This window comes from Rhizobium sp. NRK18 (assembly GCF_024385575.1).
GTDB lineage: Bacteria > Pseudomonadota > Alphaproteobacteria > Rhizobiales > Rhizobiaceae > JANFMV01.
In genome coordinates this window covers 393431-417303 of sequence record NZ_JANFMV010000001.1, presented here as the reverse complement: position 1 = coordinate 417303, position 23873 = coordinate 393431, and the positions used below count along the sequence as shown (strand labels likewise).

General features: G+C 60.6%; 28 protein-coding genes. 12 read left to right on the top strand and 16 right to left on the bottom strand.

Annotated features, from left to right (window positions below; translation table 11 throughout):
• Positions 1-64: 64 nt before the first annotated feature.
• The 5 genes from NN662_RS01915 (at position 65) to NN662_RS01895 (ending at position 7085) form a co-directional block, all read left to right on the top strand.
• Positions 65-1840, top strand: a complete 1776-nt coding sequence (locus tag NN662_RS01915) for an N-acetylglutaminylglutamine amidotransferase (RefSeq protein ID WP_261928628.1) — start codon at positions 65-67, stop codon at positions 1838-1840.
• Positions 1841-1849: 9 nt separating this feature from the next.
• Complete coding sequence (gene ngg, locus NN662_RS01910; RefSeq protein ID WP_261928627.1) at positions 1850-3655, top strand: N-acetylglutaminylglutamine synthetase; 1806 nt, start codon at positions 1850-1852, stop codon at positions 3653-3655.
• 9 nt (positions 3656-3664) lie between these two features.
• Entirely contained in the window at positions 3665-4837 is a 1173-nt protein-coding gene (locus NN662_RS01905) for an osmoprotectant NAGGN system M42 family peptidase (protein WP_261928626.1), read from the top strand.
• A gap of 155 nt (positions 4838-4992) precedes the next feature.
• A complete protein-coding gene (locus NN662_RS01900) occupies positions 4993-5943 on the top strand; it encodes a diacylglycerol/lipid kinase family protein (protein ID WP_261928625.1) in 951 nt (316 codons plus the stop codon).
• A gap of 101 nt (positions 5944-6044) precedes the next feature.
• Entirely contained in the window at positions 6045-7085 is a 1041-nt protein-coding gene (locus NN662_RS01895; protein WP_261928624.1) for a sensor histidine kinase, read from the top strand.
• 48 nt (positions 7086-7133) lie between these two features.
• On the opposite strand, the gene NN662_RS01890 is transcribed toward NN662_RS01895, so the two are convergent.
• Together NN662_RS01890 and NN662_RS01885 are read right to left on the bottom strand one after the other, a co-directional pair.
• Positions 7134-7670 (bottom strand): PRC-barrel domain-containing protein, encoded by a 537-nt coding sequence (locus NN662_RS01890; protein ID WP_261928623.1) that lies wholly within the window; start codon positions 7668-7670, stop codon positions 7134-7136.
• 169 nt (positions 7671-7839) lie between these two features.
• Positions 7840-8592: a Crp/Fnr family transcriptional regulator gene (locus NN662_RS01885; RefSeq protein ID WP_410010895.1), complete on the bottom strand. Its 753-nt coding sequence runs from the start codon at positions 8590-8592 to the stop codon at positions 7840-7842.
• A gap of 214 nt (positions 8593-8806) precedes the next feature.
• Between NN662_RS01885 and NN662_RS01880 the strand changes: the two genes are divergently transcribed.
• Positions 8807-9166, top strand: a complete 360-nt coding sequence (locus NN662_RS01880) for a hypothetical protein (protein WP_261928622.1) — start codon at positions 8807-8809, stop codon at positions 9164-9166.
• Positions 9167-9185: 19 nt separating this feature from the next.
• Here NN662_RS01880 and NN662_RS01875 read toward each other — a convergent pair whose 3' ends face one another.
• Together NN662_RS01875 and NN662_RS01870 are read right to left on the bottom strand one after the other, a co-directional pair.
• Positions 9186-9749: a sigma-70 family RNA polymerase sigma factor gene (locus NN662_RS01875; RefSeq protein ID WP_261928621.1), complete on the bottom strand. Its 564-nt coding sequence runs from the start codon at positions 9747-9749 to the stop codon at positions 9186-9188.
• Positions 9742-9963, bottom strand: a complete 222-nt coding sequence (locus tag NN662_RS01870; protein WP_261928620.1) for a NepR family anti-sigma factor — start codon at positions 9961-9963, stop codon at positions 9742-9744. Before NN662_RS01870 ends, NN662_RS01875 begins: the two co-directional genes overlap by 8 nt.
• A gap of 186 nt (positions 9964-10149) precedes the next feature.
• On the opposite strand from NN662_RS01870, the gene NN662_RS01865 reads away from it, so the two are divergent.
• Positions 10150-10317: a DUF1328 domain-containing protein gene (locus tag NN662_RS01865; protein ID WP_261928619.1), complete on the top strand. Its 168-nt coding sequence runs from the start codon at positions 10150-10152 to the stop codon at positions 10315-10317.
• Between the two features lie 99 nt (positions 10318-10416).
• Here the strand turns inward: NN662_RS01865 and NN662_RS01860 are convergent, their stop codons facing one another.
• From NN662_RS01860 to NN662_RS01830, 7 genes are all read right to left on the bottom strand, one after another.
• A complete protein-coding gene (locus NN662_RS01860) occupies positions 10417-12195 on the bottom strand; it encodes an SLC13 family permease (protein ID WP_261928618.1) in 1779 nt (592 codons plus the stop codon).
• Positions 12196-12269: 74 nt separating this feature from the next.
• A complete protein-coding gene (locus NN662_RS01855; RefSeq protein WP_261928617.1) occupies positions 12270-12452 on the bottom strand; it encodes a hypothetical protein in 183 nt (60 codons plus the stop codon).
• 20 nt (positions 12453-12472) lie between these two features.
• A complete protein-coding gene (locus NN662_RS01850; RefSeq protein ID WP_261928616.1) occupies positions 12473-12811 on the bottom strand; it encodes a hypothetical protein in 339 nt (112 codons plus the stop codon).
• 56 nt (positions 12812-12867) lie between these two features.
• Positions 12868-13875: a putative zinc-binding metallopeptidase gene (locus NN662_RS01845; protein WP_261928615.1), complete on the bottom strand. Its 1008-nt coding sequence runs from the start codon at positions 13873-13875 to the stop codon at positions 12868-12870.
• Positions 13872-14972: an AI-2E family transporter gene (locus NN662_RS01840; protein ID WP_261928614.1), complete on the bottom strand. Its 1101-nt coding sequence runs from the start codon at positions 14970-14972 to the stop codon at positions 13872-13874. The genes NN662_RS01845 and NN662_RS01840 overlap by 4 nt, the downstream gene beginning before the upstream one ends.
• Before the next feature lie 77 nt (positions 14973-15049).
• A complete protein-coding gene (locus NN662_RS01835) occupies positions 15050-16000 on the bottom strand; it encodes a sensor histidine kinase (RefSeq protein WP_261928613.1) in 951 nt (316 codons plus the stop codon).
• Between the two features lie 128 nt (positions 16001-16128).
• Positions 16129-16923, bottom strand: a complete 795-nt coding sequence (locus NN662_RS01830) for a response regulator (RefSeq protein WP_261928612.1) — start codon at positions 16921-16923, stop codon at positions 16129-16131.
• A 169-nt stretch (positions 16924-17092) separates the two neighbouring features.
• Between NN662_RS01830 and NN662_RS01825 the strand changes: the two genes are divergently transcribed.
• A complete protein-coding gene (locus NN662_RS01825) occupies positions 17093-17290 on the top strand; it encodes a NepR family anti-sigma factor (protein WP_261928611.1) in 198 nt (65 codons plus the stop codon).
• An 8-nt stretch (positions 17291-17298) separates the two neighbouring features.
• Here NN662_RS01825 and NN662_RS01820 read toward each other — a convergent pair whose 3' ends face one another.
• The 4 genes from NN662_RS01820 to NN662_RS01805 all read right to left on the bottom strand — a co-directional run bounded on the left by NN662_RS01820 (position 17299) and on the right by NN662_RS01805 (position 19009).
• Positions 17299-17547 carry a hypothetical protein gene (locus NN662_RS01820; RefSeq protein ID WP_261928610.1) on the bottom strand — a complete coding sequence of 83 codons (249 nt, stop codon included), beginning with the start codon at positions 17545-17547 and terminating at the stop codon, positions 17299-17301.
• Between the two features lie 86 nt (positions 17548-17633).
• On the bottom strand, positions 17634-18146 hold the full coding sequence (locus NN662_RS01815) for a Dps family protein (RefSeq protein ID WP_261928609.1): 513 nt from the start codon (positions 18144-18146) through the stop codon (positions 17634-17636).
• Positions 18147-18231: 85 nt separating this feature from the next.
• On the bottom strand, positions 18232-18669 hold the full coding sequence (locus tag NN662_RS01810; protein WP_261928608.1) for a hypothetical protein: 438 nt from the start codon (positions 18667-18669) through the stop codon (positions 18232-18234).
• A gap of 4 nt (positions 18670-18673) precedes the next feature.
• On the bottom strand, positions 18674-19009 hold the full coding sequence (locus NN662_RS01805; protein WP_261928607.1) for a YqjD family protein: 336 nt from the start codon (positions 19007-19009) through the stop codon (positions 18674-18676).
• Positions 19010-19192: 183 nt separating this feature from the next.
• On the opposite strand from NN662_RS01805, the gene NN662_RS01800 reads away from it, so the two are divergent.
• From NN662_RS01800 to NN662_RS01785, 4 genes are all read left to right on the top strand, one after another.
• The gene (locus NN662_RS01800; RefSeq protein ID WP_261928606.1) at positions 19193-19390 is read left to right on the top strand and encodes a CsbD family protein; all 198 of its coding nucleotides are present in this window, start codon (positions 19193-19195) and stop codon (positions 19388-19390) included.
• Positions 19391-19581: 191 nt separating this feature from the next.
• A complete protein-coding gene (locus NN662_RS01795) occupies positions 19582-21066 on the top strand; it encodes a sensor histidine kinase (protein WP_261928605.1) in 1485 nt (494 codons plus the stop codon).
• Positions 21067-21068: 2 nt separating this feature from the next.
• Positions 21069-21506 (top strand): response regulator, encoded by a 438-nt coding sequence (locus NN662_RS01790; RefSeq protein ID WP_261928604.1) that lies wholly within the window; start codon positions 21069-21071, stop codon positions 21504-21506.
• A gap of 74 nt (positions 21507-21580) precedes the next feature.
• Positions 21581-22696, top strand: coding sequence for an anhydro-N-acetylmuramic acid kinase (locus NN662_RS01785; protein WP_261928603.1), 1116 nt, complete (start codon positions 21581-21583; stop codon positions 22694-22696).
• Positions 22697-22714: 18 nt separating this feature from the next.
• Here NN662_RS01785 and nagA read toward each other — a convergent pair whose 3' ends face one another.
• Positions 22715-23869, bottom strand: coding sequence for an N-acetylglucosamine-6-phosphate deacetylase (gene nagA / locus NN662_RS01780; protein WP_261928602.1), 1155 nt, complete (start codon positions 23867-23869; stop codon positions 22715-22717).
• Positions 23870-23873: the final 4 nt, after the last annotated feature.

Below are 23873 nucleotides of genomic sequence, written 5' to 3'. Positions count from 1 at the left end.
TTTTTTGTTTTGACTGCAACAGCGCAGGGTCGACAGCCCTGCAGAACAGGAAGGTGTCACCGTTATGTGTGGAATTGCCGGAGAAGTCCGTTTTGATGATTCGTTTGCCAATGCCTCGGCTGTCGGCAGGATGATGGAGGTGCTGGCACCTCGTGGTCCGGATGGTGCAGGTGTGGTGTCGAGAGGACGGATAGCCTTCGGCCACAGGCGGCTGAAGATCATCGATCTTTCCGAAAAGGCCGCCCAGCCGATGACGGACCCCGATCTCGGCCTGACCATCACATTCAACGGCTGCATCTACAACTACCCCGAGCTGCGCAAGGAACTGCAGGAAGCCGGCTACCGCTTCTTTTCCGAAGGCGACACCGAGGTCATCCTCAAGGCCTTCCACAAGTGGGGCGAGGCCTGCGTCGACCGCCTTCACGGCATGTTCGCCTTCGCCATCCACGAGCGCGACACGGGCGCCGTGACGCTGGCGCGCGACCGCTTCGGCATCAAGCCCTTCTACATTTCCGAAGACGGCAAGCGCCTGCGCTTTGCCTCCAGCCTTCCGGCACTGGTTGCCGGTGGCGACATCGACACCGGCATCGACAAGGCCGCGCTCCACAACTACATGAGCTTTCACGCCGTCGTGCCGCCGCCGCGCACGATCCTCAAGGGCGTGCGCAAGCTGCCGCCGGCGACCGTCCGCCGGATCGAGCAGGACGGCACGAGCCGCGAGCGCCGCTACTGGCAGCCGGTCTATGAGCGCCGCGAGGAAGACAGCGGCCTTTCCCGCGAACAGTGGCGCGAGCGCGTGCTGGAAGCCCTTCGCGTCGCCGTACGCCGCCGCATGGTGGCCGACGTACCGGTCGGCGTCCTGCTGTCGGGGGGCGTCGATTCCAGCCTGATCGTCGGCCTGCTTGCGGAAGAAGGTCAGAAGGACCTGATGACCTTCTCCATCGGCTTTGAAGAAGCAAACGGAGAGAAGGGCGACGAGTTCGTCTATTCCGACCTGATCGCCAAGCGCTTCGAAACGGATCACCACAAGATCTTCGTTCCGGCAGAAGACCTGATGGGTCATCTGCCCGACACGATCCGCGCCCAGTCGGAACCGATGGTCTCCTATGACAATATCGGCTTCTACCTGCTGTCGCGCGAAGTCTCCAAGCACATCAAGGTCGTCCAGTCCGGCCAGGGCGCCGACGAAGTGTTTGCCGGCTATCACTGGTATCCGCCGCTGATGGGCTCCAACGATGTCGTCGGCGATTACGGCAAGGTATTCTTCGACCGCAGCCATGAGACGTTGGCCACGCAGCTGTCGGGCGAATGGATGGCCGACCGCGACGAAAGCTTCGAGCTGGTGCGCGACCATCTGATGATGTCCGGTGCAGCCACGCCCGTCGATCGTGCCCTGCGCCTCGATTCGCAGGTGATGCTGGTCGATGATCCGGTCAAGCGCGTCGACAACATGACGATGGCCTGGGGCCTCGAGGCCCGCGTGCCCTTCCTCGACCACGAACTCGTCGAACTGGCCGCCACCGTTCCGCCGGAACTGAAGCTCGCCGACCAGGGCAAGGGCATCCTCAAGGACGCCGCCCGCCAGGTGATCCCGAGCGAAGTGATCGACCGCAAGAAGGGCTACTTCCCCGTCCCGCAGCTCAAATACATCCAGGGTCCGTTCCTCGACATGGTGCGCGACGCCCTGACCTCGCAGAAGGCACGCGAGCGCGGTCTCTTCCAGAAGCAGTGGCTCGACCAGCTCTTCGCCGACCCCGCAGCCCACATCACGCCGCTGCGCGGTTCGGAACTGTGGCAGGCCGCCCTCCTCGAAATGTGGCTGCAGGCCCACGACATCTGAGGTGCAGACATGTCGGATACAAAGAAGACGACGCCCGTGAACCAGCGCGGTCGCGACGGACACCGGCTGAAGCGGATGCGCGATCAGGGGCTGAAGCCGCCGATCGCGCATCCGCAGCCCGACGAGGACCAGAAGGCGGAATCGGATTTTGCCCTCGACTGCGGCTGGGGGCGTCTGGTCTTCGCCCAGACCTTCAACAGTCCGGATGCGCTCGCCGGCGCGCTCCGCGAAGAAAAGGCGGACCGCCGCGACATCGCGCTTTACGTCCGCGACCCGCATGTGCTGCTGGCCAGCGCACCGCAGGAGATCTTTCTCGATCCCTCGCACACCTATCGGCTCGATCTTGCCGGTTACCGCCCGTCGAAACGAACGCCGAAGGGCTATTTCATCCGCCGGCTGACCTCCCAGCAGGATGCGATCGCCATCAACCGGATCTATGCCTCGCGGGCCATGGTGCAGGTGCCGCCGGAGTTTTTCTGGTCGAAGCGCGATGCGCGGGCGATCATCTATTTCGTCGCCGAAGACGAGCGCACCGGCCAGATCATCGGTACGGTGACCGGCGTCGACCATGCGCGCGCCTTCAACGACGGCGAACGCGGCTCGTCGCTGTGGTGCTTGGCCGTCGATCCGCAGGCCCGCCACCCGGGCATCGGCGAGGCGCTGGTGCGCCGGCTGGCGGAGTACTATGCCGCCCGCGGCGCGAGCTTCCTTGATCTCTCCGTCCTGCACGACAACGAGCAGGCGATCGCACTCTACGAAAAGCTCGGTTTCCAGCGCGTGCCGTTCTTTTCGGTCAAGCGCAAGAACTCCATCAACGAGCGGCTCTTCACCCGGCCGGAAACCGATGAAGGGCTGAACCCCTATGCGGCGATCATCGTCAAGGAAGCGCGCCGACGCGGCATCCAGGTCGACATCATGGACGCCGGCGGCGGCTTTTTCCGCCTGACGCATGGCGGCGTCTCCATCCGCTGCCGGGAAAGCCTGTCGGAGCTGACGTCCGCTGTCGCCATGTCGATCTGCGATGACAAGGCGACCACACGGCGGATCGTCGAACAGGCGGGTGTGACGGTACCGCCGCAGGTCAGCGGCGACGCCGGCAACGATGCGATCAGCGCATTTCTTGTCGAACATGGCTCCGTGGTGGTCAAGCCGGCCCGCGGCGAACAGGGGCGCGGCATCTCCATCGGCTTGACGACAGAAGAAGAGGTTGCGGCAGCCGTCGCCGAGGCGAAGACGGTTTCCAACGACGTGCTCATCGAGGCAATGATCGAAGGGCAGGACCTGCGTCTTGTCGTCATCAACTATCGGCTGGTCGCCGCCGCGATCCGGCGCCCGCCGATCATCGTTGGCGACGGACGCAGCACCGCCGCAGAACTGATTGCCGCACAAAGTCGCAGGCGGGCCGCCGCGACGGGCGGCGAATCCGAGATACCGGTGGATGCGGAAACCCGGCGGACACTTGCGGCCGCCGGCTATTCGTTGAAAAGCGTCATACCGGCAGATCAAGAAGTCATGGTGCGGCGAACGGCCAACCTGCACACAGGCGGTACCATCCATGACGTGACCGAGGAGGTGCACCCGGTCCTGATCGAAGCGGCGGTAAAGGCGGCCCGCGCGATTGACATACCGGTGACAGGCATCGACCTTATGGTGAAGTCGCCGCATGAAGCCGACTATGCCTTCATCGAGGCGAATGAACGACCGGGGCTTGCCAACCACGAGCCGCAACCCACCGTCGAACGCTTCATCGACCTGCTGTTTCCGCTCTCCATGCCGGAATCTGTACGGCAGGCCATGCGCCGGACGGGAATTTGAGGAGGACACATGAGACGGCTGACGATCGACAGCGACTATCTCATCAAGGTTTTGAAAGACCTGCTCACCATTCCGAGCCCGACGGGCTACACGGATACGATCGTACGCTATGTAACCGGGGAACTTCAGAAGCTTGGCCTTGAAGCCGAGCTAACCCGTCGCGGCGCAATCCGCGCCGTCAGGCAAGGATCTCGCCGTCAGGGCGCGCGCGCCGTGGTAACGCATCTCGATACGCTGGGCGCCCAGATCAAGGCGCTGAAACCCAACGGCCGGGCCGCGCTGGTGCCGGTCGGCCATTGGTCCGCCCGCTTCGCCGAGGGCGCGCGGGCGACCATCTTCACAGAAAAGGGCTCCTATCGCGGCACCATCCTGCCGCTGAAGGCGTCCGGCCACACCTACAATGACGAAGTCGACACGATGCCGATCGGCTGGGACTATGTCGAAATGCGCGTCGACGCGATGTCGAGAAGCGCGGAGGATTTGGAAAAGCTTGGCATCGATATCGGCGACATGGTCGCCATCGATCCGCAGCCGGAATTCATCGACAACGGATTCATCGTCTCTCGCCACCTCGACAACAAGGCAGGCGTTGCCGTCGAACTTGCCGCGCTGAAGGCCCTGCAGGACGAAAAGGTCCGCACGCCGGTCGACATCCACTTCCTGTTCACGATTGCAGAAGAGGTCGGCGTCGGTGCGGCCTCGGTGCTGACCCCGGAAGTGGCCTCCATGATCGCCGTCGACAACGGCACCTCGGCCCCCGGTCAGAACTCCTCCGAGTTCGGCGTCACCATCGCCATGGCAGACCAGACCGGTCCCTTCGATTATCACCTGACCAAGAAGCTGGTCGACCTCTGCCGGGAAAACGATATCCGCTACCAGAAGGATATCTTCCGCTATTATCGGTCGGACTCCGCCAGCGCGCTTGAGGCCGGCGCCGATGTGCGTACCGCTCTGATCACCTTCGGCGTAGACGCCTCACACGGCTATGAGCGCATCCATCTGCATGCGCTGCGCTCGCTCTCCGAACTGATCACCGCCTATGTGACAAGCCCGGTGGCCATCACCCGCGACTTTTCGCCGACGGCGGAAGGCGTGAAGGGTTTCACCCGGCAAAACACCGACGAGGCAAGCCAGGACCTGTCGCCGGATATCGGGGACAACGAACTCGACGCCGGAGAATAGAACGAGCTGACGTCGCAGCGATCACGTCGACCGCGAAAATTTAAGCGTTTGGGGAACCATTCCCCATCGGAAGCATTCTTGGTTGGGGCGTACCAGATGGTCGCCCCTCGCCGCATTGTGTCCGGCGGCGACATGGGAACCAAGGGGGAGCCGCCATGCGTTTTGCAGCCATCGTGAATGCCGCAGGCGGAACGCTGCGCACGATCGACGTCGAGCAGTTCACCCGGCATATCGAGACCGCTTTCACTGAGGCGGGCCATGAGGTCGAAATCGTCATGGCGTCCGGCAAGGATGTGGTGGAGGCCGTCGAACGGGTGACGACAGACCCTCGCCTTGACGGCATCATCGTCGCCGGCGGCGACGGAACGCTGTCGCTCGGCGCAGCCGCCGCCTGGAAGCATGAGAAGCTTCTGGCCGTTGTCCCCGCCGGTACCATGAACTTCTTCGCCAAGTCGCTGGAGCTTCCCACCGACATATTTGCCGCGGTCGAGGCGCTCGCCACCGGCGAGGAAAAGCGCGTCGACATTGCAACCGCGAACGACAAGCCGTTCATCCATCAGTTCGCCGCCGGGATTCACCCCAAGATGGTCCGCCTGCGCGAATCGCTGCCCTTTCGCTCGCGCATCGGCAAGATCCTGGCGAGCATGCGTGCCGCGCTGACGGTCTTCCGGCGTGCGCCGCGCATCAAGATGCAGATCCTGTGCGACGGCGTGCCGAAAAAGAGCGGCCGCTTCAGCCTGGTGGCCGTGTCGAACAACATGTATGGCGCCGGTCACCTGCCATATTCCGACAGGCTCGACGAAGGCATTCTCGGCCTCTACACGCTGCCGCCGGCCACCTTCGGCACGCTCATCAAGCTTTCCTTCGGCCTGATCAGGGGCCACTGGCTCGACGATCCCGACATAGATATTTCGTCGGCGCGCGAAGTCAGCCTGAAGCTTCTCGACAGCCGCCGCAAGACCCATGTGGTCATGGACGGAGAAATTGTGCTGTTTGAAGGCGAGGTTGTTATCCAGCTTCACCCGAAGGCATTGCGAGTACTCGTGCCGAAGCGAGACACCTCTGAAAATTCATCCGTTTTCGGTGAACTTTTGTCTGACCGTTGATCACATGCAACTAGGAATTCAATCCGCGGCGCGCTAACGTGCGGCCTTCGAGGAGACCGGTCAAGGGGTATGCCCCTGCAGGACAGACGCTAGCGGCTTATATGGAAACACGCATACTCTACATTGATGACGACCTTGCCCTCGCGAGTTTGGTCAAGAGAAATCTTGGCCGGGCGAGTCACGATGTCACGCACACGCATGACCCGGAAATCGCGATCAGCTACCTTCGCGAGCAGTCTTTCGACGTGATCGTTCTGGATCACTACCTGAGCAACATGACCGGCCACGACATGCTGAAGCGCTTTCAGGAGCTCGGCATCGGCATCCCGGTGGTCTACATAACCGGCTCGCACGAGGCGCGCATCGCCATCGATGCGTTGAAGTCCGGCGCATCCGACTATGTGCTGAAAAGCGTCAGCGAGGATTTCTTCCCCCTTCTGGTCGATGCGATCAACCAGACGGTCAGCAATGCGCGGTTGCGCGAGGCGAAGGCCCGCGCCGACGAGGAAACACGGCTCGCCAAGGAAAGGGCCGAAGCCCTGCTCGCGGAAATGAACCATCGCGTCGCCAACAGCCTGGCGCTCGTCGCCGGTCTTCTGCGCCTGCAGGCCAACAATTCCGGCAATCCCGAAGTCAAGGAAGCGCTGGAAGAGACGCAGGCCCGCATTTCGGCCATCGCCGGAATGCACCGCAGCCTCTACACGACGGACGATGTTCGCAACGTCGAGATGCAGCCTTACTTGAACGCACTGGTCAAGGACATTACCGCGACTGCCGCGAAGGGCTCGTCGACGTCGATCAGCATCGATGTCGATCGCATCCTGCTACCCGCCGACAAGGCGGTCTCCGCCGGCATGATCGTCACCGAGCTGGTGACGAATGCGTTGAAATACGCCTATTCCGAAAGCCAGCAGGGTGAAATCCGCGTTCTGTTCAACCAGAGCGACGAAACCTCCGCCCGGCTTGCGGTCGAAGATGACGGTGTGGGGGTCAATGCCGCCCAGCCGAGCGCCGCGTCGACCGGACTTGGACGCAAGATCGTCAAGACGATGGCCGACACCATCGGCAGCGGCATCCGTTATCCGGAGACCGACCGCGGCACGGTCGCGGAAGTGATCGTGACGCTCGCCAAGCCGGAATAAAAAAGCCGGCGTCTTGCGACGCCGGCGAATTGTCAGAATGTCTTATTGTTATTTCGTAGCCGGAGCGGCCGCATCCATCGGATACTTGGTCGCATCGAACTGCGGGGCCGATTCCAGCTGTTCCTTGGTCATCGCCGTCTTGACGGAGAAGTTGCCGTCGGCATCAGCCATGATGGTCAACTGGTCGGGGGCAATGGCAACCGGTTTGTCGCCGATACCCAGGAAACCGCCGACATTGACGATGTAGGACTGTACGCCACCCTCGGTGGAGAGGATGATGTCGCCGATTTCGCCGATGCTCTCATCGTTGCCATCGGTGATCGAGGTGCCGATCAGCTGGTTGGCAGCAAATTCCTTGCCTTCCAAGTTCATCATCGGCTTGGCCTGGGCGTCAGCCGTAACATCGGCGGTACCGGCAGTGCCGACGCCCGGAACGGCCGGCTTGGTGTCCATGGTGCCGGTTGCAGCACCGGAATCCATCGTCGCGGCACCGCTTGCGCCGGCGTCGGTGTTGGTGCTCTGCGCCATGACCGGGAAGGCAACGGCAGCGGTCAGAAAGGTCGAAGCAATAAGTGCACGAAACATGGGATGTCTCCTTTGGTTTCTCTCTCTATCCGGTCAGGCTTGGGAGGTTTCTTGTCTTTCCGACCGGTTACAGGAGGTAAACGTGATGAGCTCTTTAAAGGTTCCTGAAATCATCGGCAGAATTTTTCTTTTTATTTTATTATTACAATTCAAATAGATAAGAGAAAATCTAGATGAACGGCCGTTCAGCTTCGGCTCTTGGTTCCCATTGTGCGACCGCGCAGAGGCCGTCGGCGTCAAGGATTTCGCACCCCTTTTCCTTCCAGGCCACGAGCTTGCGGGCGGCGAGCTTCTTCAGGGTCTTGTTGGTATGCACGATCGACAGTCCGAGCGTGTCGGCGATCAGCGCCTGCGTGACCGGAAGGTGTGCTCTGCCCTTCGAGATCAGACCCGAGGTGAGGCCCCTGTAATAAAGAAAGGCCAGCAGATAGGCGGACCTCTCCAGCGCGGAACGACGGCCAACGCTCAGCAGATGCTCATCGAGGATGCATTCTTCCCGCGAAGCGATCCAGGTCACGTCGAATGCCAGATCGGCATGCTGCTCGAACAGAGAAAAGAAGCGTTCCCGTTCGAACACGCACAGGCGCATGGGCGTCAGGGCCTCGACGCTGTGATCCATGTATTTGAGAACGGCGCCCTGCAGGCCCACCATATCTCCGGGAACGACAAAATTGAGGATCTGGCGACGGCCATCCTCAAGCGTCTTGTAACGGAAGCCCCAGCCGTCGAGAACCGTGTAGAGATGCGGGCTGTAGGCACTCTCGGCGATCAACGTCATGCCGGGATCGCAGGCGAGTTCTCCGGACTTGAAATCCTGGACGAACTTCAGTTCCGGCACCGACAGCGGCCTGAGGCCCGACAGTTTGCGCAGGCTGCAATTCTTGCAATCCTGCGACGGCCTGGTGTCAACTTTTGTGTCCACGACGGGATCTCCTGTTCAACTCTCATGAACGCCGATGCTGCGGGTTTGTTCCGCAAAAGCGATTTCACATGTCATATTTAAATGACTTGTTGCCCAACTCGGTCTTTCGTGTCGCCAATCGTAGTTGCTCCCCGGCCCCCGCCTCGAGAACTGCAGACTTTCACTCCGCCACACAGTTCTCGACCGTGTAGACGACAACGATTCGCAGGATGAGATGACCCAACGCCGCCGCCAGATTCTGATTGCCGAGAACGAGTTTTTCATTGCAATGGACGCGGAAAGGGCTGTGCGCGAACTGCTCGACTGCGAGATCAGCCTCTGTCGGCGCGATCACCTCGATGACATGCTGGCGCATTCCCAGCGCGATCTCGTGCTCGTCGAGGCTGGCGCCACGTTCCAGGAATGTTGCGAGCAGGCAGAGAGGATCATGAAAGCGGGCTCGCAAGTCGCTTTCCTGACGGCCAATCCGAATATCCGGGAAAAATTGCGCGCGGAAACCAGTTACCCCGTCATCGACATACCGTTTACCGATGATGCCATACGGGCATTTCTGGAAGGCTTGTACGGGGCCTGACGGCCCCGTTTGCCTGTTGTTACGCGGTCAGAGTCTGCTTGATGACGGCAGCGCTATGGGCGTCCGGGCCATAATCTGCTTCACCGCTGACGCCGAGAAGTTCCTGAAGGCGGCTTCTTGCCCGGTTGATGCGGCTCTTGATGGTGCCGACCGCGCAACCGCAGATCTCGGCCGCTTCCTCGTAGGAAAAACCGGACGCGCAGACCAGGACGATCGCTTCGCGCTGATCTTCACTGATCTGTTTCAGCGCATGCAGGAAATCCTTCATGTCGACGGATCCGTACTGGTTTGGGTGGACGGACATCTGCGAGGTATAATAATCGTCGGGATCGGAAACTTCCCGCCCCTTCTTCCGCATCTGAGAATAGAATTCGTTGCGCAGAATGGTAAACAGCCAGGCCTTGAGATTGGTGCCCGGCTCGAACGATTCCTGCTTCGACCATGCCTTCACCACGGTCTCCTGGACAAGGTCGTCCGCCCGATCGTGTTGGCCGCTCAATGACACGGCGAACGCCCGCAAGCTGGGAATGGTGGTCAGCAGCTGGCTCTTGAAATCAAATCCGGCTTTGGTCTTGTCAACCATCGACTGTACCCTTTGAAGTCTGAACTTTGGCGCCGGCCTTTTCGGCGGCATCAAGCTTTTCCAGGAGCTGAACGAGGTTGTCGGGAATACCCTCGTCTTCGAGGACCCCGTAAAACTCCTTGAGCTTGGAGGCTATGCCGTCATGGGCGAAATCTGTTGACGCGTCGGCCCCGCCGGCCGTCCCGCCAACTTGTCTGGAATCTGTTTTGCGCATTTCGAACCACGTATCTTTGTTTCTGTTTTCACCCTAACGGTGCCCGTGGGGTGAAAGTTCCCCGCAGGAATTGCAATTTCGTCAGCCTCCCGCAAATTCCATACAATGAACGAATTCCTTTATAAGTCCATGGGAACGACTTCGTGTCCGGCGCGTTTAGCAAGCATCTGTCAAAGGAGAAGTGACATGCTTTACTACGCCCTGGTATTTCTGGTTATCGCCCTTGTTGCAGCAGCCCTCGGTTTCGGCGGCATCGCCGGTGCATCGGTCGGCATCGCGAAGATCCTTTTCTTCGTCTTCATCATCCTGTTCGTCCTCTCGCTGATCTTCGGCGGGTTCCGCCGGGGCGTCTAACCGCCCCGTCAACCGACGGACCAAAAAATGCCCGGCATGACGCCGGGCATTTCTTTATGCGCAGTTCAGGCCCTCCCGAAGGCAGGCCGCAGAGAAGCGTCAGACGAAGAAGAAATAGATCGCCGTGCAGGAGGCCAGACCGCAGATGATGTTCATGGGGACACCGATCTTCAGGAAATCGACAAAGCGATAGTCGGCCGCGCCATAGACGAGCGTGTTGGTCTGGTAGCCGATGGGCGTGGCGAAGCTGGCGCTGGCGGCAAACATCACGACCACCAGGAGCGCGACCGGCGGCAGGTCCAATCCTTCCGCCGCCGACACCGCGATCGGGCCCATCAGGATGGCGACCGCGGCATTCGAGATGATCTCGGTCAGGAATGAAATCAGGACATAAAAGGCGATCAGCACCATGAAAGGCGACAGGCCCTTCAGATACGGCAACAGGGTGTCGACGATCAGCTGCGCCGCGCCGGATTTTTCCATCGCAGTCCCCACCACAAGCATGCCGAAGATCAGCATGACCACCTCGCCGTTGACGGCGGGCCATGCATCCTTTGCGTCCAGGCCGCGGATGAGGAGCAGAAAACCGACCGCGATGATGACCAGCCCCACGATCGGCATCACATTGAATGCGGCCAGCACGACGACGAAGACCAGGGCAAGGATGGCGAGAATTGCCTTGTTGCGACGGAAAGGCGGAGCCAGCCCGCTTTCGGACGCGATCAGAGACCGGTCGCGCGCAAGCGTCGCAAGCTCCTCCTTCGGACCGCTGACCCAAAGCCGGTCGCCTGGTTTCAGGATCAGGCCCGACAGGTCCGGGCCGGCGAGATTGCGGAAGCGGCTGGCGCCGACGACCGTGACAGCCGAGCGGGAAAAGAAGGTTGCATTCGGCAGCGTCGATCCGATGGCCGGACTTTGCGGCGCTATGCTCACGCGCAGGATCTCGTCTTCGGGATTGAACCGGCCACGCACGCTGAGCCCGACGCGCACACCTTCGACGGTGCGCAGCGTGGCGAGTTCCTCAGCCGTTGTCCGCAGCACAAGACGGTCCCCGGCCTCCGCCACCGTCGCGGCGTCCTCCTGATCGAGCTTCACCCGGTTGCGGTAGATCGCGACAATCTTGACGCCGCGCGGCTTCAGCTCCGAAATATCGCCATAACGCTTGCCGAGCGACGCGAAGGTATCGCGCAGACGCAATTCGGTGATGATGTCCGGGCGCACGATCGTGTCGTCGTCGCTCTCCCTGTCCGCCGGCAGAAGCCGCGCACCGAAAAGCAGCATGAACGTCAGACCGGCGGCTGCCGTGATCAGCCCCACGGGCGTGATGTCGAAAATCCCGAAGGCCGGCAATCCGGCCTGCCTGCCGACGCTGTCGACCAGAAGGTTCGTCGAGGTCCCGATCAACGTGCAGGTGCCGCCGAGGATCGCCGCGTAGGACAAGGGGATGAGCAATCGCTTGGAATTGGTGCCGAGCGCGGACGCGAGATTCTTCATCAGCGGAATGAGGACAATCACCACCGGCGTACTGTTGACGAGGGAGGAAAACAGGACGGAACCGCCAAGCATCATGGCCAGCGCGCTGCGGGGTCGGCTTGAAGCGGCCGCAACAACATACCCGGCCAACGCTTCCAGCACGCCGGTCCGCACGAGGCTGGCCGAGAGGATCAGCATGCCGCAGATCGTGATGACCGCACTGTTCGAGAAGACGGCAAGCGCTTCATCTGTCGTCACCAGACCAAGGGCAACGATCAGGCTCGCCCCGATCGTCGCAACTGCCGAAGCGGGCAATTTCTCCGAGACGAAAGCGGCAAACAGGGCGGCAAGAATGACAAGGCAAATAACGGCGCCATGCGCCTGGACGAAGCCAGCCAGATCCATGCGTTCTCGAACTCCAAAAGAGGAAGGGGCGGACGGACTGCCAGCTTAAGCGAATGCTTGTTCGTCGGAAATCGTCAGCCGATGGAAACGTAGAGAATTGCGATCAGCGCAAGCGCGATCAGGCAGAAGAGAACAGCCATGAAGAAAGATGTCGAGCGCTTCCAGGTCGGCGGAACCATCGATTCCAGGTCCTCGTCGAGCTGGGCATCCTGAGCCATCTTGCGGATTTCGAAGTCTTTCTCACTGGAATTTGTCATGATCGTCTCCTGTACGGCGTCTAGTTGGAAGCGCGCTGGGCCAGGGTCCTTTCAAATTCGGACGTAGAGAAACTCATAGCCTGGCCTGTCGGCGCGGCAGTGACACGGGCAGTCTTGTAGGCACTAGCGCCCGCCGTGAAATTGATCGGGGTGCGCGTTGTCACCAGATTGGCATCAACGATGTTGCACGATCCGTAGATCTTCATCCCGTATTTCCCAGCCCGCTTGGTCTCGATCGGAAGTCTTCTGTCGCATTCCGCGACGCTTTCGTAGGATACCACGCGGACAGGTTCGCGAACGCATTCGCCATATCCCACCGGGCAAGCCACCAAAACCAGAATTGCTGCAAAGCCGCTCATAGCCGCCTCCGTTTTTCCATGATGAAGAAACGGCCATGGCGAAGTTTTGTTCCTTTTCAGGCCTGGGCGTGCACCAGGTGGTGGATGAAGCCAAGCTTTGCGATCACATCCTCGGAGAACACGAAGGGATAAAGATCCGGCTGCCCGATGCTCCGGTTAACCGCGTTGACGGCAATCGACAGCGAGACCCAGGCGTTGACCATCTCTTCGACCGGCTGGGCGGCATCGTAGGGATCATAAGGCATGGCCGCGTTGGTGGATTTCAGCCCGTACGACTGCGCCGTCTCCAACCCGTCGACGATATGGAGGTAATGCGCCCAGCTTTCGGCGAAATCCTCCCAGGGATGGCTTGAGGCATAGGCGCTGATGAAATGGTCCTGCCAGGCGGGCGCCGGACCATTGGCATAATAGCGCTGCAGCGCCTCGGCGTAATCCTCGCTCTCATCCCCGAAAATCGGGCGCGCCTCCGGGATCTTGCCCCGGTCGCGCACCAGGCGGTTCCAGTAATAGTGGCCGGATTCGTGGCGGAAATGCCCTATCATCGTGCGCAACGGCTCGCCCAAAGCTTCCCGGCGTGCCTCGCGCTCAGGATCGCTGCCCTCGGCGATGTTGATTGTGATCAGGCCATTGTCGTGCCCGGTCATCACCGCACCGCTGTCGTCGCCTGGCTGATCGGCCAAGAGTTCGAAGGCGAGCCCCTCTTCGGGATCCTCCTCGCGCGACACGATCGGCAGGCCGAGGCGCATCAGACCGTAGAGAAACTGGCGCTTGGCGCTCTCCAGCCGCCGCCAGCGCTCGGCATGCTCCGGATTGGAGAGGTTCGGCACCATCAGGTTCAGCCGGCAGGCGACGCAGAAGGGATGGCCCTCATCCGCATCGACGAGCCAGTTGCAGCTGGCCGCATCCGCATTCGCGCAGCGAATTCGCCCTGCTGGCAGCTGCTCCGTAAAGGCAAGCATCTCGAATGTTTCGTGGCTGTATCCGAGCGACGCGCCGCAATTGACGCAGACGTGATTGTCGAAATGGACGTCATTGTTGCAATTGCTGCATTTGAAGATTTTCACGGGTTTCTCCTGGGAGATGTCGGCTCTCCGATGGCCAGCGTCGGGATGATGTTGGTCAGGATCGCCGAGCAGATGAGCAGCGACGGAACGGCGATGAAACCGCCGATCGGACCCCACAGCCAGAGCCAGAATGTGAGCGCCAGAAAGATCAGAAAGGGATTGAGCGTCACCGACGAGCCGAGCACGCGCGGTGTGACGAACTGCGATTCGATGAAGTTGATCGAAAGGTAGACGAACGGCGGCAACAGGGTAGCACCCATCGTGTCATTCGTTGCGAGCGCGACCGCCAGCAGGATCACCGTCATCAGGGCCGGCCCGACATAGACGACGTAGTTGAGAACCGCCGCCAGCATGCCCCATAGGAAGGCCGACGGAACTCCGATCAGCCAGAGCGCCAGGCCGACGACGATGCCAAGGCCGATATTGACGATGGAGATAGACAGCAGATAGCGCGACATCAGACGTTCGGCGTCGCGAAAAATCCGTGCCGCGCGCCAGCGCAGCGGTCGGGTTATGCAGAGAGACAATACAAGCACACGGAAATTATCGCGCGTCGCGAGGAAGAAATAGAGGCTGAGCAGAAAGAGGATGATCTCCGCGACATAGGCCGGCGCGAGTGTGATCACCGTTTCGACGCCGCTGTTGCCGTCCACGCTGACCTTCATCTTGCTCGCGTCGCCGGCGACCTGGCCGAGCCGTTCCCAGAACGCATTCAGCGAGGAGATCGTCGATCGCCAGTCGGAAATGCGCAATTGCAGCGACTGCCATATCTCCGGCGCCTTATCCACCCACGCGGAAATCGGAACTGAGAAAGCAATGATCGTACCCATGATCAGAATGAGAAGCGCCAGGACCACCACTCCGGACGAGAGCCAGGGCGAACAGCCGATCCGTTCCAGCCGCAAGCCGAGCGGCGCGAGCATCAGCCCGATCACGATCGCCAGCACGACCGGCGCGATGATGACCTGCGCATAGTCCATCGCCGCGATGCAGGCAAACAAGGCGAGCACGATCAATGACAGCCTCGCAAGAAGATTGAGAAGGCTGTCCAGATTGATTCTCTTATGGCTGTAGTTCGACCGTCTGACGGTGATCATTGTCTGTGTCCCCAAGGCCACGGACAACGAACGGGAGCCGTGTTTGTTCCTTTGTGAAAGTGTGTCCCAGTCCGAATTCAGTCGCGGACGTCTGCCGGGAATGTCAGCTCGTAGTGGATGCCGCTCTCGTCGACCCGGTGGATCGCGCGGCCGTTGACGGAGGCAGGCACGACCTTCTGCAGGACCGTGCTGCCGAACTGGCCCTCGATCGACTTCGCCTCCTCGAACGTCCCCGACGACGGCTGCTCGGTCCAGACGATCTTGATCTCACTCCCGGCGGCCGTCTGGATGCGGTGACAGCTGACACGAACCGTTCCGGTGCCTTTCAGGATGTCACCATGGCTGATGGCATTGATGATCAGTTCATGCAGGGCAAGCCCCACATGCATCGCCGCGTTAGGAGACAGAAGGATGTTCTCGGCAGAGACCTCTATGGCGGTCGAAGTGTCGGCAACATAGCGAGACAGTTGACCGCGCAGCAGATCCAGGAAAGTGGCGCCCTTCCAGCTCGATTCGGTCACCAGATCCTGCGACTGGGACAGCGCATAAAGCCTGCCCCTGAATTTCTGCAGGAACGAATCGAGCGATCCGGAAAACCGTGCGGTCTGCGAGGCGATCCCCTGCACCACCGCAAGCAGGTTCTTCGAGCGATGACTGACTTCCAGCAGCAGCGTTCGCAGGAGTTTTTCACGCTGGCGCTCTTCGGACTTGTCGGTGATCGACGTGATGTAATAGAGGCCGCGCTCGGGAATATCGACCTTTCGGCAGCGAAATTCGAAGACGGTCTCCTCGTCGGGACTGACATCGATGCGGTCCTGCATGCCGGGATTTGTCAACCCCTTCTTCAGCGCGCTCAGCCGATCGGCGATTTCGGGACCGAAAAGGCTGAGATCGGTCGGCGTCTCGACAAGCGTGCGCGTCCACGGATCCGGCAGGCGGGTTATGCAGATGCACTTGTCGCTCTCGTCGTAGAGCAGATAGCAGGCGCCCATATCGAGAAGAGCATGGATGAAGAAATCGCGCGACAACGCGTCAATCTCCCCCGACTCAACCCACGACAATCTATGCACCAGTCAAACCCTCTGTGGGGCGCCCGTCGACCATCGCCGACGGTGCCGCAAATGAACTTTCGAAACCGGTTTGCGCAGCCGATTTATTACGCCTGTTCCTTCACCTTCTCGTTGAAGAACAGAGCCTGGCTGATCAGAGCCTTCACCATGTCCGGGTTGAACGGCTTGGTCACGAGGAACGCCGGCTCGGGACGTTCCCCCGTCAGCAGCCGTTCCGGGAATGCCGTGATGAAGATCACCGGCATCATGTCCTCTTTAAGGATATCGTTGACCGCGTCGATACCGGAGCTGCCGTCGGCAAGCTGGATGTCGGCGAGGATCATCTTCGGCGCGCTCTTCTTGAAGAGAGCGACGGCTTCCGTGTGCGTGCGCGCCACGCCGGTCACCCGGTGGCCGAGGTCCTCGACCATCTGCTCGATGTCGAGCGCGATGAGCGGCTCGTCCTCGATGATCATGATGTCGGTCGCAACCTGCTGGGAAATCTGTCGCGAGGCTTCCTCGATCAGGCGCGAGAACTGCGCTTCGTCAACGTCGAGAATCTTGGCGGCGTCGGAGGGGGAAAATGCTTCAACCGAGATGAGCAGGAACGCAATGCGCTCCGTCTTCGGCAGGTTGGCAAGATTTGCCGCGGCCCGCTTTTCCCAGGCGAAGGGCGATTCCAGCGGCGCGACCTCGACATCCAGACGTTCGAAGATCTGAACAAACAGCCTGTAGAGGCTGACCCGGTCATTGCCGGTATCGCAGAAAAGCGAGAGATCCTCGATGAGAGCCTCGAGCATGGCGGCGACATAGGCGTCGCCAGAAGTCTGAGAACCGGTTACGGCCCGGGCAAAGCGTCGGAGGTATGGAAGGTGGGTAGCGACGCGTGCAGTCAGCGACATATGAAATATCTCCAGATTAGGAAACCAAGACTCAATCCGGAAGAAAACGTCTGGTCCAGAAAAAAGTTCCCTTCATCGGAACTTTTTTTCAACTCATCGATTATTAAGTGCGGCCGGCCGCCTTTTGGTGGATAAATGGCCTCGAAATCATCTCAACGGACGGGGCATAATGGCGTCTAATAACACCGGCAGCGAAAACGGCGACCCACCGGAAAAGTTCATCACCGAGAAGGCGACCGGGCTTATCGAAGGCAGCCTGAGAACCTTCTATGATGGCATTGTCGAAGAAGGAACTCCCGACAAGCTTCTCGACCTTCTCGAGAAACTCGACGCCGCAGAAAAAGCGGCAGTCGAGAAGCGCAAGTAGTTCATCTGCTAAAGCGTCGCGGCGCTTTTTTCCTCGGCATCGCTCAGTCCGTCGTCACCGAGATCGGCAAGCGCCATCTCGATGGTGCGCAACGCATCGTTCAGACCGTCATCGTCGACCATCGAACTTTCGCTTGCGGCGCGCTGTTCACTACGGGCGTATTCATAGAGCTCCCGCAACTTTGCGATCTTGTCCTGGTCATTCAGCGCCGAATCGTCCCTGACGGCTTTCGCCTGGCGCAACAGATCATGTTCCATTGTCGGCCTCCTTTCAGTGTCGGATTTCACGTCCGGGGATCGACGGCGGCATCCCGCCGTCGAAAGTGCGTGCGTCTTTCAGGCCATCACTCGGAAATGATGGCACGCAGCATCCAAAGAGCCTTCTCGTGGAAGGTCAGATGCTGGGTAAGCATGTCTTCAGTCACGAGGTCGCCGGCGTCTCCGGCCTTCTCGCCTGCCTTGCGCATCTTCTTGACCGCATCTTCATGGTCGGCGATGAGGTCGGCGACCATGCCCTTGGCGGTGTCATGCGCGGTATCGCCGGCCTTCGGCGTGAAGTTGGCGGTGGCGCCCATGTCGACCGGGGCCAGGTGACCGATCGCACGGATACGCTCGGCAATGACGTCGGCCGCTGCAAAAAGCGCCTCGTAATGCGCTTCCGTCAGTTCGTGCAACGGCTTGAACAGCGGCCCGACGACGTTCCAGTGATAGATATGGCTCTTGATCGTCAGCTTGTACGTGCCGTTCAAGATTTCGGTGAGGTGACCGGCCATTTCCTTGCGGTAAGCCTTCGTCAAGCCGATATCGATGTCTTCCGCATGAGAATGCGCCTGAAGGACCTTTGCGGTCGTAGCCATTGTCTTATCCTTTCGTTCCATCATGGAAGCGTGAGTGTTTCCTCTGTCGGCCAACCTGCGCGATGAATGCGCGAGCGTTTTGACCCTATTTCGGATCGGCGCGCTGGGATTTCATCAGTGCATAGGCAAGGCCGGATACGAAGACGAGCGTGGCGACAGGACTTTCCCGAAGCATCGCCGGCATCGTCGACATCGCACCCTGAACGAGCTGGCTGTCGATCGACGCCGCCCGCGCCTGGCGCTCCAGTTGCAGTTTGTGACGAGCCCGCCGGTTGAGTTCGGCGGTGACGCCCCAAACGATCAGCGCGACGAAGAGCGTGCCGGCCGCGATGAGCGCACAGCTGATTGCAGGGCCGTAGTACGGCAACAGGGCGAACCAGGCGCCGATCATCGAGGCGATGTAGGCCGTAATGACCAGCACCGCGATAATCGCGCCGCCGAGCGCGTTTCGTTGAACCTTCTCCGTCGTCGGCAGAAAACTGCCGACGAGCGTTCGGGTGATGAGTCCCGCGATTGAAGTCACGAACTCACCTTTTGGACATGAGCGCCGCGAGAAAGCCGACACCGGCGGCAATGCCGATGGCTGCCAGCGGATGGGCGCGAACCTGATCTTCGAAATCGCTCTCGGCGCTGACGAGGCGCTTTTTGGTGTCGGCGGCAACCACAGCGGACCGTTCGACCATATCGTCCTTGAGCGTGCGGGCCTGCTTGACGGCTTCATCCATCTTGCCGTTGCCGAAGTCCGCCATCGTCTTGGTCAGCGCCGCGACGTCGGCGCTCAGCTTCTGCAGCTGCTCTTCAATATCAGCAGCGCTGGCATAATCGGTCTTCGCATTATTCTTCAGAACAGTGGCAGTAGCCATGTGCGTCTCCTGTCGTTGGTTTGCATTGATAACTGACAGGACAACGCCGACCGTCGCGCTTTGTTCCTTCCACTGTCCACCGAATCTCCAACATCAAAGATGCACGCTCACCGGGAACGAAAGACAGGCGGCAACGTTGATGAGGGCGAATGAAATTCTGCCAACTATACAAAGGAGACACCCATGAACTGGAATCAGATCGAAGGAAACTGGGAACAATTCAAAGGCAAGGTCCAGAGCCAGTGGGGCAAGCTGACCAACGACGATCTCGACGTCGTGGCCGGCAACCGTAAGCAGCTCGCCGGCCGCATCCAGGAAGCCTACGGCAAGAGCCAGGAAGAGGCTGAAAAGGAAATCGACACCTGGCTCGGCCGCCACTAAGCCTGGCCCCGACTACATCCTCCCAAGCATGACCGCGCCCTCTCCACCAGGGGGCGCGGTTTTGTTGCTGAAGGGGGGTGGAAACAGTCGGGCGGATGGATAAAGTGTTGCCACATATGGATGAAACGCCCCCGGCCGGGAACGCCGCGTCGGATAAATCCGCGAGTTGGGGACGATCGGAAAGGAATTCGATGACGTTCAACAAGAGCTTCGTGCGCATATCGCTGCTGATGATCATATTCGGTCTTGCGATGCTGCTTGCGATCATCGGTTCCGCACTTCTTCTCGTCCAGCGAACACACGATTCCTTCCAGACACTGGTCGACGAGCGCGCGATCCGGAGTTCGGCTGCCGACCTGTTCAGCCTGCTGCAGGACGCAGAAACCGGTCAGCGTGGATATCTTCTGACACTGAACGAGGATTTTCTGACACCCTATAACGAGGCCGTCGGCGAGATCCGCACCGCGGAAGCCAAGCTTTCCGGACTGATCGCGGGAGACCAGTCCTATCAGGGCGACATGCAGCCGCTATACGAGCTGATCGACTCCAAGCTGCAGGAAATGGCCAGCACCATCAGGCTGGCGAAATCAGGAGATACCCAGCAGGCGATCCGGGTCGTCCAACAGGGCTTCGGCCAGAAGGTCATGGAAGGCATTCGTACCCGGATGCAGAATATCATCGACATCTCCGATACCCATATCCAGGCCAACATTGCCAAGCAGCTCCGCGGTTCGGTCACGCTGAAGTGGATCGTGCTCGGCGCCGGCGTCGCAATCGTCATCGTGCTCGGCGGCGCCATCTTCGTGATCATGCGCCATATCCAGTCGATCAATGCCACGCGCCGCGAAGTGCTGAGGCTGAACGAGGATCTCGAACAGCGCGTGGTCGAGCGAACGGACGATCTGGTCAAGGCCAACCAGGAAATCCAGCGCTATGCCTATATCGTGACCCATGACCTGCGCGCGCCTCTGGTCAACATCATGGGTTTCACCAGCGAACTGGAGATGTCGCTCAAGCAGTTGCAGGCCTATGTACTGGCCGACGGAGAACCGCTCAGCGAGCAGGAAATCACCGATGCGCGGAACGCCGCGAGGGAGGATGTGCCCGAAGCCCTCGCCTTCATCCGCTCGTCGACCTCGAAGATGGACGGGCTGATCAGCGCCATCCTGAAAATCTCCCGGGACGGCCGACGCCAGTTGAAGCCGGAGCGCTTCAACCTGAAGGAGATTCTCGACAACAGCGCGGCCAGCCTCCACCATATTGCCGATTCCGCCGATGGCTCGATCGAAGTCCAGTCTCCACCGATGTTTGTTGTCAGCGACCGGCTTTCTCTTGAGCAGATATTTACCAACCTCATCGATAATGCTTTGAAGTACCGGAACAAGAATCGTCCGCCGCAGGTTGTCATCAAGGCAAGCCTGAAGGGGAAGATGCTCGAAGCCGAAGTGATCGACAACGGCCGCGGTATCGGCGCCGACGACATGGAACGCGTGTTCGAGCTATTCCGTCGGGCGGGCCCGCAGGACCAGACAGGTGAAGGCATCGGTCTTGCGCATGTCCGATCCCTGGCGCGAAACCTCGGCGGCGATATCTCTGTCCGGTCCGAACCAGGCGTCGGATCGACGTTTACTTTGAGAATACCAGCCGACCTGACGCAGGTCCTGAGGAGTGTTTGAGTATGAAGGCAAGCGGCAAGGAAGTGACCATCGTCATGGTCGAGGACGACGAAGGCCATGCGAAACTGATCGAGAAGAACATCCGCCGGGCCGGCGTCAGCAACCAGATCATGCCGTTTACCGACGGCACGTCTGCGATGGACTATATTCTCGGCGAGGATCGGAGCGGCGAAGTATCCGCCGACCGCTACCTGTTGATCCTGCTCGACCTCAATCTGCCGGACATGTCCGGGACGGAAATCCTGGAGCAGGTCAAGAACAACCAGCACACAAAACGGCTGCCGATCGTCATCCTGACCACCACGGACGACGAGATGGAAATCCAGCGCTGCTACGACCTCGGCGCCAACGTCTACATCACCAAGCCGGTCGAATATGAGAGCTTTGCCAACGCGATCCGGCAGCTGGGACTGTTCTTCTCGGTGATGCAGCTTCCCTGAGGACGCTAGCCGGCGCATTCGAACTGCAGGCCGCGCGGAAACGGGCGGCCGTCATCGTTCTAGAGGATTGAAGCGTGGACCCAATTTGGGCTGTCGGACTGATGACGGGCACGGTGCTCGACGGAAATATCGACGTCGCCTTGTTGAAGACAGACGGGGAAAGCGTCGAGGCTTTCGGATCCTACACACTGGCTCCTTATCCGGCGGAAACCCGCGAGCTGCTTGAAGAGACCCTTCGGCAGGCGCGTGCCTGGAACTTCGACGGACCCGAACCCGAGATCTTTGCAAAGGCCGAAGAGACCCTGACGCGGGCGCAATCGGCCGCCGTCGCCGCCTTGGTCCGGGACGCCGGTCTGTCGATGAGCGACATCGGCATCGTCGGCTTTCACGGCCAGACCGTTCTCCATAGAGCGCCGCAACCCGGCCGCATCGGCGCCACCCGGCAGCTTGGCGATGGCGCCCTGATGAGCGAACTCCTCGGCGTCAAGGTTGCCTATGATTTCCGCAGCATCGATGTCAGAACCGGCGGACAGGGTGCGCCGCTCGCCGCCGCCTATCATGCCGCCCTGCTTGCGACCGCCGACAGCAACGGCCGCGCGGCCATTCTCAATCTCGGCGGAGTCGGCAACGTCACCTGGACGGACGGCGCAGGCCAGCTCGTCGCCTTTGACACCGGCCCCGCCAATGCGCCGATCAACGACTTCGTCAAGCGCCACGGCAAGGGCGAGATGGACATCGACGGACGCTTCGCAGGCGCAGGCAAGGTCGACGAGGAGCGCCTTGGCCGTCTTCTGCAACATCCCTATCTGACCGCCCCCTACCCCAAGTCGCTGGACCGGTTTTCCTTCACCGCGGACATGGCGGACGGGCTTGGCCTGGAGGACGGAGCGGCGACGCTGACCGCCTTTACGGCGAGCGCCGTCGGCAAGGCGCTCGACCTTCTGCCGCAAAGGCCGACTTCGATCTATGTCAGCGGCGGCGGCCGGCACAACCCGACACTTATGAAGATGCTGACCGAACGGGCTCGGGTCGACGTCCAGCCCGCCGAAGTGCTCGGCTGGCGCGGCGACGCCGTGGAAGCGGAGTGCTTCGCCTTCCTCGCCGTTCGCGTGCTGCGCGGACTGCCCATCAGCTTCCCGACGACGACCGGCGTGCCGAAACCTCTGACGGGCGGACGCCTCGCAGGTTGAGCACCTTCGCCTCAGTTCCTAGGCCGAGTGGACGCACGTGCCGCCAATCCAGGTCGACCGAAGCCGCAAATCGTCGGTAAGCACCACGAAATCCGCGTCGGCACCTTCCGACAAGTGTCCCTTGCTGTCGGCGCCAATGGCGTGAGCAGGATAGAGCGCCACCATGCGCAGCGCCTCTTCGAGTGAAAGCTCCAACCTTTCATGGACAAGCCGCAGGCAGGCGAGCATGTCGATGTCCGCGCCGGCTAGCGTTCCGTCTGCGAGCGTCAACCGTCCGTCGCGGCGGTAGATCGTCCGGCCGTTGAGGGTGAAGGTCTCCTCCTCGGTGCCGATGCAGGACATGGCGTCGGTGACGACGAAGATGCGCCCGGGACCGACCTTGGCCCGCATGGCGACGGCGGTCGTCGTCCAGTCCACGTGATGTCCGTCGGCAATCAGGCCGCAATGGAGTTCGGGCGCTGAAAGCGCCGCGCCAACCAGCCCCGGCTCGCGGTTCTGCAGCTGACTCATCGCATTGAAGATATGGGTAACGAGCGTTGCCCCCGCCTCCACATAGGCGAAAGCGGTCTCCGCATTACAATCGGTGTGGCCGAGACTGACATGATATCCTGCGGCTACGAGCGCCCGGACCTGGTCTGCGGTGACATTTTCCGGTGCGATCGTCGTCTTGGCGACGCCGAAGGTGCCCGCAGCTGATGTCAGCGCCGCCAGATCACCCGCCGTCATCTCCCGGATGAGGCTCGGATCATGCGTTCCCTTGCGTGCAACGGAGAGATGCGGCCCTTCCAGATGCAGCCCGAGATAGCCCGGCACCTGGGCCTCAGCGGCCGACCGGCCAGCGTCGAGCGCCATGTCCCGCACCGCCGGGGTATCGGTGATCAACGTCACCATCAGCGCCGTCGTGCCGTACTTCGCATGCGCAGCACAGATCGTCCTGATACCGTCCGCCGTTGGATCGTTATTGAAAAGGACCCCGCCGCCGCCATTGACCTGCAGGTCGACGAAACCTGGCACGATCAGCCCTTCCGCTTCGACAACCTGAAACTCCGCGGGAACTCGTGCGCGCGGCAAAATGCCCGTGATGCTTCCGTCATTCACGAGGAGAGCGGCATCCTCATGGAAGCGCTCCCCATCGAAGATTCTGGATGCATGATAGGCAATGGGCTGGGTCATGTCT